The 15,117-nt window shown below is 48.4% G+C and carries 16 protein-coding genes; 8 read left to right on the plus strand and 8 right to left on the minus strand.

Features of this window, described 5'->3' with window-relative positions; all coding sequences use genetic code 11:
• Nucleotides 1–5 precede the first annotated feature (5 nt).
• A complete protein-coding gene (locus Q9R25_RS09375) occupies nucleotides 6–1,955 on the minus strand; it encodes a glycoside hydrolase family 3 protein (protein WP_214690413.1) in 1,950 nt (649 codons plus the stop codon).
• Between the two features lie 288 nt (nucleotides 1,956–2,243).
• On the opposite strand from Q9R25_RS09375, the gene lipA reads away from it, so the two are divergent.
• Nucleotides 2,244–3,179 (plus strand): lipoyl synthase, encoded by a 936-nt coding sequence (gene lipA, locus Q9R25_RS09380; protein WP_324292278.1) that lies wholly within the window; start codon nucleotides 2,244–2,246, stop codon nucleotides 3,177–3,179.
• A gap of 17 nt (nucleotides 3,180–3,196) precedes the next feature.
• On the plus strand, nucleotides 3,197–4,027 hold the full coding sequence (locus Q9R25_RS09385) for a lipoate--protein ligase family protein (protein WP_215243614.1): 831 nt from the start codon (nucleotides 3,197–3,199) through the stop codon (nucleotides 4,025–4,027).
• A 35-nt stretch (nucleotides 4,028–4,062) separates the two neighbouring features.
• Here Q9R25_RS09385 and desA read toward each other — a convergent pair whose 3' ends face one another.
• The 6 genes from desA to Q9R25_RS09415 all read right to left on the minus strand — a co-directional run bounded on the left by desA (nucleotide 4,063) and on the right by Q9R25_RS09415 (nucleotide 10,139).
• Nucleotides 4,063–5,076 carry a Delta(5) desaturase DesA gene (desA, locus tag Q9R25_RS09390; protein ID WP_074035599.1) on the minus strand — a complete coding sequence of 338 codons (1,014 nt, stop codon included), beginning with the start codon at nucleotides 5,074–5,076 and terminating at the stop codon, nucleotides 4,063–4,065.
• 201 nt (nucleotides 5,077–5,277) lie between these two features.
• Nucleotides 5,278–6,819: an alpha-amylase gene (amyS, locus tag Q9R25_RS09395; protein ID WP_380081281.1), complete on the minus strand. Its 1,542-nt coding sequence runs from the start codon at nucleotides 6,817–6,819 to the stop codon at nucleotides 5,278–5,280.
• A 175-nt stretch (nucleotides 6,820–6,994) separates the two neighbouring features.
• Complete coding sequence (locus Q9R25_RS09400) at nucleotides 6,995–7,522, minus strand: DUF2812 domain-containing protein (RefSeq protein WP_196431312.1); 528 nt, start codon at nucleotides 7,520–7,522, stop codon at nucleotides 6,995–6,997.
• Entirely contained in the window at nucleotides 7,519–7,851 is a 333-nt protein-coding gene (locus Q9R25_RS09405; RefSeq protein WP_012727454.1) for a PadR family transcriptional regulator, read from the minus strand. The genes Q9R25_RS09400 and Q9R25_RS09405 overlap by 4 nt, the downstream gene beginning before the upstream one ends.
• Nucleotides 7,852–7,980: 129 nt before the next feature.
• The gene (locus Q9R25_RS09410; protein WP_078147724.1) at nucleotides 7,981–9,108 is read right to left on the minus strand and encodes a YfbR-like 5'-deoxynucleotidase; all 1,128 of its coding nucleotides are present in this window, start codon (nucleotides 9,106–9,108) and stop codon (nucleotides 7,981–7,983) included.
• Between the two features lie 11 nt (nucleotides 9,109–9,119).
• Nucleotides 9,120–10,139: an ion channel gene (locus tag Q9R25_RS09415; protein WP_215243612.1), complete on the minus strand. Its 1,020-nt coding sequence runs from the start codon at nucleotides 10,137–10,139 to the stop codon at nucleotides 9,120–9,122.
• Between the two features lie 106 nt (nucleotides 10,140–10,245).
• Between Q9R25_RS09415 and Q9R25_RS09420 the strand changes: the two genes are divergently transcribed.
• From Q9R25_RS09420 to Q9R25_RS09440, 5 genes are all read left to right on the plus strand, one after another.
• Nucleotides 10,246–10,704 carry a hypothetical protein gene (locus Q9R25_RS09420; RefSeq protein WP_012727457.1) on the plus strand — a complete coding sequence of 153 codons (459 nt, stop codon included), beginning with the start codon at nucleotides 10,246–10,248 and terminating at the stop codon, nucleotides 10,702–10,704.
• Nucleotides 10,701–11,069, plus strand: coding sequence for a hypothetical protein (locus Q9R25_RS09425; protein ID WP_012727458.1), 369 nt, complete (start codon nucleotides 10,701–10,703; stop codon nucleotides 11,067–11,069). Before Q9R25_RS09420 ends, Q9R25_RS09425 begins: the two co-directional genes overlap by 4 nt.
• A complete protein-coding gene (locus tag Q9R25_RS09430) occupies nucleotides 11,066–12,295 on the plus strand; it encodes a glutathionylspermidine synthase family protein (RefSeq protein WP_214690410.1) in 1,230 nt (409 codons plus the stop codon). The genes Q9R25_RS09425 and Q9R25_RS09430 overlap by 4 nt, the downstream gene beginning before the upstream one ends.
• Nucleotides 12,292–12,705 carry a DUF350 domain-containing protein gene (locus Q9R25_RS09435; protein ID WP_012727460.1) on the plus strand — a complete coding sequence of 138 codons (414 nt, stop codon included), beginning with the start codon at nucleotides 12,292–12,294 and terminating at the stop codon, nucleotides 12,703–12,705. The genes Q9R25_RS09430 and Q9R25_RS09435 overlap by 4 nt, the downstream gene beginning before the upstream one ends.
• 69 nt (nucleotides 12,706–12,774) lie before the next feature.
• Complete coding sequence (locus Q9R25_RS09440) at nucleotides 12,775–13,332, plus strand: hypothetical protein (protein WP_311283076.1); 558 nt, start codon at nucleotides 12,775–12,777, stop codon at nucleotides 13,330–13,332.
• Between the two features lie 41 nt (nucleotides 13,333–13,373).
• Here the strand turns inward: Q9R25_RS09440 and Q9R25_RS09445 are convergent, their stop codons facing one another.
• Nucleotides 13,374–14,474, minus strand: coding sequence for a globin domain-containing protein (locus Q9R25_RS09445; RefSeq protein WP_311283077.1), 1,101 nt, complete (start codon nucleotides 14,472–14,474; stop codon nucleotides 13,374–13,376).
• Between the two features lie 186 nt (nucleotides 14,475–14,660).
• Between Q9R25_RS09445 and Q9R25_RS09450 the strand changes: the two genes are divergently transcribed.
• Entirely contained in the window at nucleotides 14,661–15,101 is a 441-nt protein-coding gene (locus Q9R25_RS09450) for an RrF2 family transcriptional regulator (RefSeq protein WP_012727463.1), read from the plus strand.
• Nucleotides 15,102–15,117: the final 16 nt, after the last annotated feature.

A 15,117-nucleotide genomic window follows, 5' to 3' on the forward strand; every position in this document is an offset into this window, starting at 1 on the left:
TTCGTTTAGCGATTCCAGTTTTTAAATCCATCACCGAACTGCGCGTAATTTTCGTCTTGGAATACACCGTCCACAAATTTCGGTACATCTACCGGCAACTTCCCTTGTGGCTTCACTTCACCGAAGATGGCACGAATGCCTGCCGGTAAGTTCGGACCAGCCGACTTCAAGTTGCCCGCCTCCGAATCTGGACCGTTCGGATCGCCTTTGAATCCATAGATTAAGAGATGTGCGGGGGCATCCGGTTGAACGGCAATGTCGTATGGGTTGCGCAAACTGAGTAAAACCGATTGTTTCCCTGTCTCATTTGCATAACGGAACACTTCGGCCGGTACATAATGATCAGCTGATGTCGGTTTTAATTTCGCGCTGTTGTTCACGTTCGAACCGACGATGATATAGTCAGCCGCCTCAACTTGTTGCCGTAGTGCCGGATTTTGATCTAGATGCGGCGTTGATGCTGAGTAGTTGGCCGTGATGACGTTCACGTCTTTCATATTCCCTGCATTCTTTTCTAGTGACTTGATTGTTTTCACCATGCTATCCGTTTGGTCTTTCGCTGGCGACAAGACGAGCACCGTGTCTCCTTTTTTCGGTTTGAATGGGAGCGTCTTCTTCTCGTTCTTCACGAGAGTGACTGCCGCCTCCGCGATTTCACGTTCCTTCGCTTTATGCTCAGCGCTCCCTACCGTCGCATTCGCTTCTGCGAGCTTCATCTCGAGCGTCGTGGAGTCCGTCGTTTCTCCCCAAATTCCACGCTCTGCTTTCAGTTTTAAAATGCGTTCCACTGATTCATCGATGGTCGCCTCCGATAAACGTCCATCCTTCACTGCCGCAATGACTTCCTCAAAGATTGCTTCGAGTTTGATCACATCTGCTTCCGAGCGTAAAATCGTCGGCATGAGCGCGATGTCGACCCCTGCTTCGAACGTCTTGATGACCGCCTCTGCTTCCGTAAAATTGTCTGCGATGGCTTGCATGTTGAGTGCGTCGGTCACCACTATTCCTTCATATCCAAGTTCCTCACGAAGCACTCCCGTGATGACATCATCCGAAAGCGTCGCCGGGAGTGGGAACGTGCCGCGTTCTGATTCGACGACCTCGTCCTCGATTTGTGGCATCCCGATATGCGCCGTCATGATCATGTCGATTCCTTCTGTGATGGCACGTTTGAACGGTAACAACTCGAGACCACGCAACTCGTCGAGTGATTTATCGACAACCGGTAACCCATAATGCGAGTCGACGGCCGTATCGCCATGACCTGGGAAATGTTTCGCCGTTGCTGCAACACCTTGGTCTTGAATACCTTGTGTCATCGCGGAACCGAGTTCCCCGACTAGTTCAGGGTCGCTCGAGAACGAACGGACGCCGATGACCGGATTCCCCGGATTGTTGTTGACGTCAAGTACCGGTCCGAAGTTCACGTTTACCCCGAGTGCGTTCAATTCAGAACCGATGATTTTCCCTGCATCATAGGCATATTGACTGTTACGTGTGGCCCCGAGTGCCATATTCCCCGGTAAATTCGTTCCCGTCCCAAGTCGTGTCACAATCCCACCTTCTTGGTCGATCGTGACGAATAACGGGACATCATTGCTGGCATCTTGTTTCACGACTTCTTGCAAATCATGAACGAGTTTCGTCGTCTGTTCCGTTTCCTTCACGTTCTCCGCAAACAATATCACTCCACCGAGATCGAAACGATCGATGACACGCGCCACTTCCGGTGCAAGAGATGTATGGTTCGCCCCGTTCCATAATCGGAAGTCCGGCATGATCATCTGCCCGATTTTTTGTTCGAGCGTCATCGACTCTAGCTTCGTGTTGACGCGCTGGTCAATCGACATCGTCGGCGTCCCTTCCGCCACGACCGCGTCTGCTGCTGGAACCGACGAGACGAGCAATGCCGTCGTCAATCCGAGTGTTGCCGTCCAATTCAGTGCCTTGTTCATGTTCCCACTCCCCTTAGTCAAATTTGGCTGACCCCCAAACGAAAAGGCATGGAGGAAGAAGCGTTGCCTCATCAACGCTCGTTCACCCCATGCCTGATCGCATCAGTTACATTTGGTCCTTATTCAGGTGGTCAACAACAGTATAGCAACTCCACTTTTTAGAAACAATTGTTCAAGTGAAAGCGTAACCATTTTGAAACAATGTTTCTGTTTTGATACACAGTGAACTGTATTGGCAAAACCAATAATTTCTGTGGTTCGTTTTTGATTCGTTTTTTGGTAAACTCAATTCGATACAGGTTAACTTTCAAAAAGGGGGAAATTATTGTGGCAAGAGGGGAACTGAAACGTAAGCCGGAATGGTTAAAGATTAAATTAAACACGAATGATACGTATACCGGCCTAAAGAAGATGATGCGCGAGAAAAATTTACATACGGTATGTGAGGAAGCGAAATGTCCGAACATTCATGAATGTTGGGCGGTACGTCGGACCGCGACCTTCATGATTCTTGGAAGTATCTGTACACGTGCTTGCCGTTTTTGTGCCGTCACGACTGGGAAACCGAACGAGCTCGATTGGGAAGAGCCAAAGCGTGTCGCCGAATCGGTTCGACTTATGAACTTGAAACACGTCGTCATCACGGCTGTCGCGCGTGACGACTTGAACGATTACGGGGCTACTGTCTTCGCAGAAACGGTTCGCGCGGTTCGCGCCATGAACCCGGAGACATCGATTGAGGTGCTCCCGTCAGACATGATGGGTGACTTCTCTGCCTTGCAGACGTTGATCGATGCGGGTCCTGACATCATGAACCATAACTTAGAGACAGTCCGTCGCCTCACACCGAGAGTCCGTGCGAAAGCAACATATGACCGCACGCTCGAGTTCTTGAAGCGTTCGAAAGAATTGAACCCGGATATCCCGACGAAGTCATCGATCATGGTTGGGCTTGGGGAGACGAAAGAGGAATTGATTGAAGCGATGGATGACCTCCGCGCGCACAACGTCGACATCTTAACGCTCGGTCAATACTTGCAGCCGACGAAGAAACACCTCGAGGTGGAACGTTACTACCATCCGGACGAGTTCGCCGAGTTGAAAGAGATTGCTCTATCAAAAGGATTCTCACATTGTGAGGCAGGTCCACTCGTCCGTTCGTCATACCACGCGGATGAACAAGTACACAAGGCGCGTCGCCACACGATGTTGCCAATCGACTAACAGAAAGAAGAGAGATTATGACTGGTACGACGTGGCACTTACTTAGAACTGAATCGACTTCACCGGCTAAAAATATGGCGATTGATGAAGCCATCGCCAATTGGGTCGCAAAGGGAGAACTCAAACCGACGCTTCGTTTTTATTCATGGGCACCTCATGCAATCAGCGTCGGACGTTTCCAGCGAGCGACGCGTGACTTGGATCGGGACGCCCTCAAAGCGAACAATATTCCGGTCGTTCGTCGCTTAACAGGGGGACGTGCCGTGTTGCATGCGGATGAGTTGACGTATAGCGTCATCTTGCCCGAATCGACCCCTGCCCTCCCGACGAATATCATCGAGAGCTATCGCCTACTCACGGAAGGGGTTCGTCGCGGATATCACGAACTCGGCGTCCCCGCCGAATTTTCGGTGCCATTGACGGAAGAGGATCGCGAAGCGCTCCGCAAACCAAAATCGGCCGTCTGCTTCGATGCTGCTTCATACTATGAGCTTACTGTTGACGGGAAGAAGATTGCGGGTAGCGCACAAGTGCGCCACCAAGGGGCCGTGCTTCAACATGGTTCGATTCCTCTCTCCGTCGATGATGAGGTGTTGTTTGACTGTTTCGCGATGGATGAGACGGAGAAACACGAAGCCAAAACCCGCTTCAGCGAAAAAGCCGTCGCCTTGAACGACACGTTAAAGCGTTTCGTTTCCTTTGACGAAGTAGCGGCCGCATTCGAGACCGGCTTCAAGGACGCTTTCTTGTTGACGTTCGAACCGCTTGTCTTCACGAAAGAACAGCAAGCCGAAATCGATTTGCTCGTCAAGAAGTACGAGAGTGATGAATGGGTCTGGAAACGCTAAAAAGATTGTCCCTTTTGATCAGGGACAATCTTTTTTTATGCCGCGTTCGCTCGGCGCAACAGATGGCGCACTTCTCGGAACGTGACGAATGTTTTGTTGTTCGCATCATACAATTTGTAGCGTAACGATTTCAAACTTGAAAACAGTCCGATTGTCGTCGCCCGTTGTAACGGCGGTGTCGACGTATGTGCTTTTTCTAGATGGTAGTTCGGCACGCGTGGACTCAGATGGTGGACATGATGGAATCCGATATTACCCGTCACCCATTGAAGCACTTTCGGCAACTCGTAATACGAGCTTCCTTCGATGGCCGCCTTTACATAATCCCATTCCTGCTCATCTTCAAAATAGGAATCTTCGAACGTATGCTGAACATAGAACAACCAAATTCCGAGCACACCGGCGATGAACATCGTCGTTCCTTGTACAATCAAGAACGCTTGCCAACCGATCAGATAGATGAGCGCGCTATATAGGACGACGAGAGAAATATTGATGAGATACGTATTTTGTCGTTCTTTTTTCCGCGCGTCCTTTCGGTTGAAACGACTCGTGACGAGAATAAGCCAAAGTGGTCCGAGACCGAACATAACGAGCGGATGACGATATAGGCGATACTTTAGACGAGTCCATTTTGACGCTTCGATATACTCCTCAATCGTCATGACCCAGATGTCGCCGACACCCCGTTTATCCAAATTCCCACTCGATGCATGATGAATCGCATGCTCTCGTTTCCACTTCTCGTATGGAAATAACGTCAAGACCCCTGTAATGGTTCCGACAATCGCGTTCGCCTTCTTATTTTTAAAGAATGAACCGTGTGTGCAGTCATGGAAGATGATGAACATCCGCACGACAAATCCTGCTGCAATCAACGTGAACGGCAATGTCAGGAAAATCGAGACACTTAGTAGTTGGTACGCTAAAAACCACGATACGAGAAACGGTAAAATCGTATTGATCATCTGCCGCACACTGATCCGAATATCGGACTTTTCAAACGGCGAGACGTGCTTTCTTAATTGGGCAATCTTTTCTTTACTCATAACAACCTCCTTGAATTCAACAGCGTCACAACGCAAAAATATAGATAAAACCAACAACCAACGTTGTTCAATGTGAATTCATGGATCGGAAGTATTCCCTATCAAGAATTAACACTAGGTCATTATATCACGTATAAAACTTATGTGGTGAAAATTCAGAAAAAAGACTCGCCCCTATCTTTAGAGACAAGTCTAACTGATTCATTGTTGCGTATAGATGGAAACCGAGCCACCGTTGACGAAGAACTCGCCCCAACCGTCCGCATTGATCGTCACGAGACGTCCGTTATTTCCTGTCATGTCTTTCCACACTTCCCCTGCATTCTGTTTTCCGACATACATCCATTTCGCCCCGCCTGGTCCGTCCGATAAAATCGTTGCAAGACCAGACTTCGCACGGTCCGTCACTCCTTCACGTGTCCATCCGATGACGTCTTGGTGATTGATGTAATCATGTTGTGTGCCGTAGGCGAAATCTTTACGCGCTTTCAAAATGGGTTGAAGCGACGCTGACATATTCGGTATTTCACGGTTCGTCGTCCCTTTCGTTCCATAATAATCTCCGTAGAATAGTGCTGGATACCCTTGACCACGTGTCATGATGGTCGCGTAGGCAAGCGGTTTGAACCAATTCGCGACTGTTGACTCAAGTGACTGTCCTGGTTGCGAATCATGATTGTCGACAATCGTCACAGCGAGTGTTGGGTGCTGCTCGACGACCGTACCTTTTAAAATGTTCCGCATGTCATAGTAACCGCCACCATTCCCTGCCGCTTGGAAATTGTAATGGAGTGGTACATCGAATACGGAATGAGTGTAGCCCGTCTTGGCCAAGTAATCATTGATGGCCCCTAAGTCATTCTTCCAATACTCCGCAACAGTGAACATCTCTTTTCCGGTTGCCTGACGAACACTCGTCACCCATTCCTTTAAGTATGAATGATTGATATGCTTCACCGCATCCAGTCGGAAGCCGTCCAATCCAAGCGAATCCGCGTACCATTTCCCCCAGTTTTTCATCTCCTGACGTACTTCCGGATGCTCAAAATCGACATCGGCGTACATCAAGTAGTCATAGTTCCCGTTCTCACCCGACACTTCACTATCCCATGCTTTACCCGTACTCTTGAATTTGTAGATTCGGCTCAGACTTCGTGATTGATCCCAGTCGGTCCCATCAAAATGATACCAACGCCACTTGAACGGCGAGTATGTATTGTTCCGTCCAGCAAAATTGAATCCAGTCCAGGCAGAAATGGCATATTCCCCAGACGTCTCTTGATTCCGGTTAGAAGGATTGACCTCGACAGCTTGAACGGATTCGGTATAATCCGCTCCGCCTTTATGGTTCATGACGACATCCCCATATACGCCAATCCCTTTCCCGCGTAAGTTGGAGATGGCCGACTGTAGCTGCGCTTTTGTTCCATACTTTGTCCGAGTCGTTCCTTTTTGATTAAATTCTCCAAGGTCATACAGATCATACGCCCCGTATCCAACATCATTTTGTGATGTCCCTTTATACGCTGGTGGGATCCAAACGGTCGAGATCCCGATATCTTTTAAGTGCTGCGAATCGTTCGAGAGTCGGTTCCAGTGTTGGCCATCGTTTGGAACATACCATTCAAAGTATTGCATCATCGTACCGTTCTGTGGGGTCGCTGCCTGTGCGACCGGTTGCCCCGAAAGCAGTGCAATCGATGTCACTCCAGCTAGGACAGCAATCCCTTGTCGTTTCTTCAACATCCTTCATTCCTCCTCAAATAGTTAATGAAAGCGCTTGCATTAATTATTGTGAATGATTTTTAATTTGTTGCATAGATAGACACTAAAAAACAGTTCTCTCTCCCTAACTATTTCTCATTCGAATAGTTCAGTCGAACGAAACAAAGACGGATGGCTTGTGCCATCCGCCTAGTCATCCTTCCCGGCTAATTCGTTTGCGTTTGAAACGGTAGCCGATGTACGGAAGTCCTGTAAACACGAGACCGATCGTCACGAGTAGTTGAATCCCAATCAATATTGTCTCGACAACGGTTGGCCAATCAAACTGAAACAACGAAAAGAGTGCAATCCATAAAATACCTAGGATGAGCGCAGCTCTTCCCATCTGACGCTCCATGTCATGATATTTTTCCTCTGTTGTTTCGACATCCGAGTAAATCGGCTTGGCATCTCGATCTCCTTTGAAAATATGAATCTCATCCCCGGTTGATGTGACATGTTCCCACCCGCTCGACGCAAACAGGTCAAAGTAGTCTTCGTCTGGACGAGTACGATAGTCCAAACTATACTGAACGTCTTCCGGTTCCCCTTCAACGAGCGTGTATCCTAGCGGGGCAAACTTCTTCAAATGCCATCCCTTGGCCGCCATTCGTTCTAGTTTCCGCATCTCACGCTCTTCAGCAAACGCCAATCCCCAGCTCGACATATACTTTTGTCTCATCTTGATCCCTCCATATCCAAAATGGCACAGGCATCTTCGACCATCGCCTGTCGTCTCTTCACATCATCCGTTAAAATCGAGCGGCCTTTATTCGTGATTCGATAGTTCTTTTTCTTTCCGTCCCCATCCATCGGTTCAATCAGTTCGGCGTTCAACAACTTTTTGATAATCGTATACATCGAAGCCGGACCAATTTGCATTCGCCCTCGCGTGGTCTCTTCGACAAATTGCATGACTAAATAGCCATGACGCGGCGTCGTGAGCGCCAACAGGATATAAAACATACTATCCGTCAGTTCCCCTAACTCTAATGAGTCCGTTCGCGGCATCTTTCCACCTCCTATATCATTGAATGATATATTTCTTATACTCAATATATATCGTTAAATGATATATGTCAATAAATGATATAAAAAAAGCCGCACCCTTTTAGGTATGCGACTTCAAGATAAACGGTTTTAACTAGTGACATAGTCTAAATCATGCAAGATATACGCCAGGAAGAAAATCATGCTTGGATTCTCATATCGCATCTGGACTTTACGGAGCTGCTCGCGATACGTGACCTCATACTCGGCCCCGTTCATCTTCCGCTCCATGTTCATCTTGATGAGCGCATCAAGCTTGTCCATCATGTCGACGAGCATTCCCTCATACGTATCGTCTTTCGAGTCAGCCATATATCGACGGAACGCCGGTTGCATATACTCAGGCAACAGTCCAAGCAGACGTTCACTTTCCGCTCGCTCGTATGCCTCAAACGCAGCCCCCGTCTCTTGCGTCGAATGTTTGACTGGACCGAGCACGTCTCCGGTCACCCCTTCAACTAAATCGTGACAGAGAAGACGAGCCACGAGTTCGGCGACATCGACATCGACGTCGTACTTCTCACGCTCTAAGAGCCCACTGAACATACCGAGCGCGGCAGCCCGGAAACCATGAATCGCATCGTTGTCGTCAATCGTGTTAAAGCGACCTTTCCAGCGACGGACACTATCCATCCGCATGACGTTCTCGATGAATCGCAACACATCTGTTTCTGCCTCGACCTGGTCGAACAGCCAGCGGACCGAATCAATCGGATGATGTCGGAGTGCGGCTTTCATCTCTTCTAGCTTGTCATCAAAGTGCGGAGAGCCGTGCGCGACTTCTCGTCGCACGAACAACATCGCATCGAACGAATCAATTCCGTCCACGATTCGACCTTCGAAAGAATCATCTTCCGCTTCCACCACGAAACGATGAAAGTGAGGACGTAATGATTGCGACAGCAGCTCGACAAGACCGAGACTCGCTGTTCGTTCCATACGCTCGATGTGACCGATCAAGGTCGGTTCTTTTTTCGTCCGGTGCATGATCGGGCCCGTCTGGACTTCATTCATGTCGTGGAAAATGGCTTTCCCGAGTAAATCGAGCAAATCGACTTCACGTCCGTTCTCTTTTTCCACATAAGCCGCGATCAAGCTAAAGACCGCGACACGAAAGCTATGACTCGCTGCGTTATCATGATAATGGGGGGCATATTCATCCCACCGTTGCACGTTTTGCATACGTGTCATCTTTCGGATAAACGTTCCGTTATGCATGGTTTCACTCCTTACGATAATCGTTCAAATACATCGTCATGACAGACGACATATAACATGTCTGTTTCCTGAAGCGGCAAATCGAGCATCGTCGCCACATCCAAGCGGTCATTGACCGCGATGAGTGTCACCCCTGATTCAAGTAACGCTGTATTTGCTTGTCGAACATTCTGCCACTCGACTTTTGGTTTCAACGCTTGAATGTTCCCACCTGACTGTTTGCTCAACAACTGACGGAAAATTGCTGTCGTTCCAGGTTGTAACGTCGCTTTTGCCATCAAGAGGGAGACCGAGTCGTTCGCTAAAATAAAATCGTCGACGCGGACGTGTTTGAATTTCGAGATATTTCTTTCTTCACACACTTCGACGACCGTGTGCAAGTCCACCTGATACTCAGAAGAGAGTGCCTCGACCGCTGACGCGATTAATAACGACTTCCCATCGGCGAGTAACGTCTCCGTGATACGGGCATCCGCAAAAATCGCGACGCGTCGCGCCTTCAAGACGTTTGCTTGCAGCAATACCGCTTCATCCGAAGCATCGCCTGATACGAAGTGAACTTGATCGTGCACGTACGGTTCCTCAACTAACTGATCAATCAAGACGATCTCTGCTTTCGGTTCGTAGTTAAGTACTTCATCGATTGCTTTCTTCGTCTTCGGGGACCACCCGATATACACATAATGTCCTTCTCCACGATACACTAGTCTTCCCTCCCGTTTTAGCCGTTGAAACGTCGTACCGATTTCAACCAATTTTCCAATCAACGCCCCGATAATCCCAATCCCGAATAGGAATAAGAATATCCCGAGCCATCGCCCTGCCACGGAGGACGGATAAAAGTCCCCGTATCCGACGGTCGTCAATGTCGTCATCGTCCACCAGAACGAATCAAACAGTGATCCGAATGTCTCTGGTTCTAAAACATAACCGAGCACGGTTCCTAAGATAATGATGCCAATCGAAGCTAAGACGACATTCAAAAATGATAATTTCGCTAACCCTTTCCACACACGAAATAAGATATGCACTGTTTCCCCCTCCTTCTCTCTTATATACTAAACGTAACCACAAAAAGATTCACGAAACCATTTTGATGGTGATTCCGTATAAGAAGAAAAAAGGAAGGACTGACTTATGAACTCCATCGTCTTAGAGTATCGTCTCTATAAAAATGAATTATCGTTCGAACCACTATACCATTACACGTCTCTCGGCTTAGACGAAGTGCTAGCTCGTCGTGAATGTGAGTTTTTCGTCAAAGACGGCATGACCTACAAACAACGCTCGTCTGCCCTTGAAGGCGATCAATACTTTTTAATTTATGTCGATCGCTATACAGAGGGACCGATGGACAAGCACGAAACGAGCGACATCAAAGTCGAAATCCGCACGCTCGACGACCGGTTTGACAACCCATTACTCGAAGCCTATTACGTCGACCGCCACCTTGATGCACTCGCCATGCTCGGAAGCCAATACTTATATGTCGCCGGTAAAGAATATGAGCGCGATTCAGCAGAAACAGATGAAGATCGTGGTGTGTATGTTATCTACGTCACACCGACTGGTTATGAATTGGAGGAATCAACATGAAGACAAGCAAGAAAATTTTAAGCGGACTATCCGTTGCGGTATTGACCACTTCCCTTGCCGCGTGCGGTGGCGATGAATATGAAGAGGCGGCACTCCCGGAAGAACCGACCGGATACGAATGTGACGATTGGGACTGGGATGACGAGACCGAGTCGTATTATTGTGACGACGACCGCTCTCCGCACTATGGTAGCTACTTCTTACTCGGTAGCCTGTTCCGCTCAAAAAATGCGTTGAAGAGCTCTTCGTCGTATAAGACGTATAAAGCCAACGGTGGTGCGACCGGTGCCGTATCGAACGGCTCAAATTCAGGATCGTCAAAATCTGGACTCGGCAGTGGCTCTAAAGGTGGATTCGGCGGATGACGCGTGACGAACTTTACAGTCAAATCCCTTATTTTTGGCCCGATTTAAACGATGAAGAATATGCCTTATATGATTGTTTTGAGATGACCGCCTCGCAGGTTGCCTCTATCCGAGAGGCAACCGAGGCGGTTGACTCGATTTTTCGGAAGACGAATCAATTATTACGCACCCTACCTGACGAAACGCTCCGACTGCTTGGTTACCCTGAGGCGAGTCTGCCGTTCTTACGGGAGAAGACGATACCGCAGGAGACAATCATCGGTCGTTACGACTGGATCATGAAAGATGATCAACTCAAGTTGATGGAGTTCAATGCAGATACGCCGACCTTCATTAAGGAGCTGTTTGATGTGAACGGCGTGGTCGCTTCCGAGTTTGGTCTACTCGACCCGAACAGGGAAGCCACCCCCCAACTGAAAATTGAGCTGCGGAAAGCGATCGTCGCCGCGTGGAATCGACTCAAACGAGAAGGCACACCGAAAATCGTTTTTACGGCACATGATGATAACATCGAAGACAAGTGGACGGCACGATTTTTACAAGAAACGCTCGACGTACCGTCTGAATTCGTACCGTTGCACACTTTACTCGTCGACGAAGACGGCGTCTACACACCATCGGGTGAGCGAATTGACATCTTATATCGCCAAACATATCCGATTGAGCACCTTGTGGACGACCGGGCTCCAGACGGAGACTTGATTGGCATTCGGTTACTTGAACTCGATCAACAAAAATACGTGTCACTGCTCAATCCCCTCTCTGCGTTTCTCATGCAATCGAAAGGCGTACAGGCGCTGATTTGGGAATTGTATGAGACCGAGACACTATTCGATCAAGCCGAGCGCGACATCATCGGAACATATTTTTTACCGACTTACTTAGAAGACACACCGTTTCTCGGTGAATCGGACTATGTCAAAAAGCCGGCATTCGGACGTGAAGGGGACTCCGTCATCTTGTATACGAAAGATGGCCAACCGTTTCACCGGGAAACATTACAAACGTATGCGGAAGAAACGGCCGTGTACCAACAGTTCATCGAACTCCCGACACGGATGACGACAACCGTCAAAGGTCGTATGGAGACACATTACATGGTCGGATGTTTTTGCTTGAACGGACACCCATCCGCACTCGGCGTCCGCGCCGGCAGCATGATCACGAACAACCAATCTTATTACTTAGCCGTTGGCACACCTATACAAAAGGAGACGAACTCATGACATTCATCACACTCGATTCAATCTTAAGCTTCCTGGCCCACCTCGGGACAGGATTCGGTCTCATTCTCGCGGGACTCATCATCTTCGCACTAACGACCAAATATTCGGAACGCAAGTTAATCAAAGAAGGCAACATGGCTGTCGCGTTGAAACTTTGGGGGAAAGCACTCGGACTCGCCATCGTCATTTATACAGTCTGGGCGAACAGCGTCAACTTGCTCGATGCGTTCATCTGGGGACTCGTCGGTATCGCCGCCCAAGTATTGGCATTCTGGACGTTTGAATACATCCTTACACCAGGCGTGAATTTAGAAAAAGAAGTCGAGAATGGCAACATGGCCATCGGTTTCAGCTTGTTCGCCGCATCACTCGTCGTCGGGATCATCGTCGCCGCGAGCTTGACGTACTAATCAAACACCCCATGCACGCATTTGCGAAGCATGGGGTGTTCGTATTTATAAAAGTCAGGAGGAACAATCATGTCGAAGCGAATCTTCTTACTCACAATCGTTTCCGGTCTCATCATCGTAGCCATCGCAGTCGGTGTCGGACTTTACACCTACACTAACATTCAGGCTGGTGACTCATACGAAAATGCCGAAAAAGAAATGAATCGTTATATGACGACGAACAATTGGTATACGTTTGAAATTCATAATAGGGAACAGTCCGTTCTCTCTTTTTACACAAATGAAGACCGCTCCGTCATCGGTCTAGCTGAGATTGATGTCGAAACAGGGAACTTAGGGTCTGTCACGAAACAAACAGAGCCGAATCAGCCTTTTGACTTCGTCATCCTTCGAGTTGAAGACATGGAGTACATCGGTGTTCACCTTAAAGAGCGACCGGAAGATGTCGTCTATTTACGGTTAAACGGTGACGATGTCTCAAAAGATTTTCTTGTCAACGATCCCGAAATTGAAAGCTACACCATGACATATGTCATTGAAACATCACGACCGTCAGATGGTTCGTGGTCACTTGAAACATTGGATGCCAACAAACAAGTCATACATTCAAGTAAACTCACGGAATAACCTATATTGTGCATCAAGACGACTTTTTCCAGTCGTCTTTTTTAGTTGGTCGCAAGAACTCCAGACGGCCCGAAAAATTCATATCGTGCCTGTGGAATAGCGCGAACGACCGTTTCCATCATCGCATTCGGTCCGCACGTATAAACATCATGCCCTTCCACATCAAGTTCCTCAAGGTGTGACTTATTCATGCAACCCGATACGTCATCTGCATGTGTGAGCAGACGAAGCCCTTCCTTCACGAGTTCATCGAGTTCGTCTCCGAGTGGACGAAGGTCCATACTCCGAACCGCGTGCAATAACGTGACAGGACGTCCTTGTTCGAGTGCCGTCTTCGCCATGTTGAAGAGGGGCGTAATCCCGATTCCTCCCGCGATGAGTGTGAGCGGACGTTTAGACGTTTCAAGGATGAATTCTCCTGCTGGTGCGCTCATCGGGACTTCTGTTCCGACCGTCTGCTCATGAAGCCAGTTTGAGACGAGTCCCTCCGCTTTCGGCGCAATCCAGTAGCCGTCTTCTGTCGTCTCGATGACACTATATTGACGGTGATGTAGGATGTCCTCTCCTGCAATGCGCGCTTGAACCGAGACATATTGTCCTGGGATGGCTGTGCCAATAACTCCATCTTTCGCGACGAGACGGAATCGTTTCACTTCAGGTGTATCTACTATGATTTCTTCGATGACGAACGGTTTGAATCCGACCCATGGCGCGTCATCATACATTTTTTTCTCGAGTGAGATGAAGACATCGGCAATCACACCGTAAGCTTTTGCCCATGCATCGATGATGTCAGGTGTTGCAGCTTCACCGAGTACGTCTTGAATCGCCGCAAGCAAGTTCTCACCAACGATCGGATAATGCTCCGGACGGATGTTCAAACTTTTATGTTTATGAAGTGCTGGTTGGATGGCAGGAAGAATCGCTTCGAGTCGGTCGATATGAAGCGCAGCCGCATAGACCGCGTTCGCGAGTGCTTCCGGCTGACGTCCTCGCTTTTGGTTCGTATGGTTGAAGAAGTGACGAACTTCTGGATTTTGTTCAAACATTCGTTGATAAAAATGCTTCGTGATCGTCACACCATTTTCTTTCAAAACTGGTGCCGTCGCCTTTACAATCTCAATCGTTTGTTGATCTAACATGTGAATTTCCCCCTTTTGTTTTGTACACGTTCATTATGTGAGTCAAGTCACTTTAAAGCAATATATTAAATACTTGTTTAAAGTAGATTTCACGTTTCTGACTTATTTTCGCCATCACCCTTTCACATTTGTTCGAATCGCACTTTTTTGGATTGTCTTGTACAATGAAACGAGAGGTGATGATGGATGAGACTCACGCAAACATGTGACTACGCACTGCGAACGTTGATGTATAGCGCTACGTTTTCACATCGGCTCGTCACGATTCAAGAAGTGGCAGACCAATATAACATCTCCAAAAACCATGTCATGAAGGTCGTATATGAGCTTGGGAAACATGGTTATTTGGAATCGGTGCGTGGTCGAGGCGGCGGCTTTCGACTCGCACGACCGATGGATGACATCAATGTAGGGGAAGTCGTTCGGACGATGGAACCGTTCGAACTCGTGGAATGCTTCGGGGAAGGCCGATGCGTCATCGCACCTGCCTGTGATTTACGAGGTGTTTTGAATGAAGCCATGTTGGCGTTTCTTCATGTACTCGATCGTTACACGATTGCGGATCTCGTCGTCAACCGAACGAACGAACTCGCCATGTTATTAGGCGTACAAAACCCGACGGACTGAAATGGTCCGTCGGGTT

This window comes from Exiguobacterium sp. BG5(2022) (genome assembly GCF_031844365.1).
Lineage (GTDB): Bacteria > Bacillota > Bacilli > Exiguobacteriales > Exiguobacteriaceae > Exiguobacterium > Exiguobacterium profundum.

Coding starts and splice junctions, on each gene's coding strand:
- Q9R25_RS09385 (WP_215243614.1), top strand. CDS start 3,197: ATGACTGGTACGACGTGGCACTTACTTAGAACTGAATCGACTTCACCG.
- Q9R25_RS09435 (WP_012727460.1), top strand. CDS start 12,292: ATGACATTCATCACACTCGATTCAATCTTAAGCTTCCTGGCCCACCTC.
- Q9R25_RS09400 (WP_196431312.1), bottom strand. CDS start 7,522: ATGAGACAAAAGTATATGTCGAGCTGGGGATTGGCGTTTGCTGAAGAG.
- Q9R25_RS09440 (WP_311283076.1), top strand. CDS start 12,775: ATGTCGAAGCGAATCTTCTTACTCACAATCGTTTCCGGTCTCATCATC.
- Q9R25_RS09420 (WP_012727457.1), top strand. CDS start 10,246: ATGAACTCCATCGTCTTAGAGTATCGTCTCTATAAAAATGAATTATCG.
- desA (WP_074035599.1), bottom strand. CDS start 5,076: ATGAGTAAAGAAAAGATTGCCCAATTAAGAAAGCACGTCTCGCCGTTT.
- Q9R25_RS09425 (WP_012727458.1), top strand. CDS start 10,701: ATGAAGACAAGCAAGAAAATTTTAAGCGGACTATCCGTTGCGGTATTG.
- Q9R25_RS09375 (WP_214690413.1), bottom strand. CDS start 1,955: ATGAACAAGGCACTGAATTGGACGGCAACACTCGGATTGACGACGGCA.
- Q9R25_RS09450 (WP_012727463.1), top strand. CDS start 14,661: ATGAGACTCACGCAAACATGTGACTACGCACTGCGAACGTTGATGTAT.
- Q9R25_RS09445 (WP_311283077.1), bottom strand. CDS start 14,474: ATGTTAGATCAACAAACGATTGAGATTGTAAAGGCGACGGCACCAGTT.
- Q9R25_RS09410 (WP_078147724.1), bottom strand. CDS start 9,108: ATGCATAACGGAACGTTTATCCGAAAGATGACACGTATGCAAAACGTG.
- Q9R25_RS09430 (WP_214690410.1), top strand. CDS start 11,066: ATGACGCGTGACGAACTTTACAGTCAAATCCCTTATTTTTGGCCCGAT.
- Q9R25_RS09405 (WP_012727454.1), bottom strand. CDS start 7,851: ATGCCGCGAACGGACTCATTAGAGTTAGGGGAACTGACGGATAGTATG.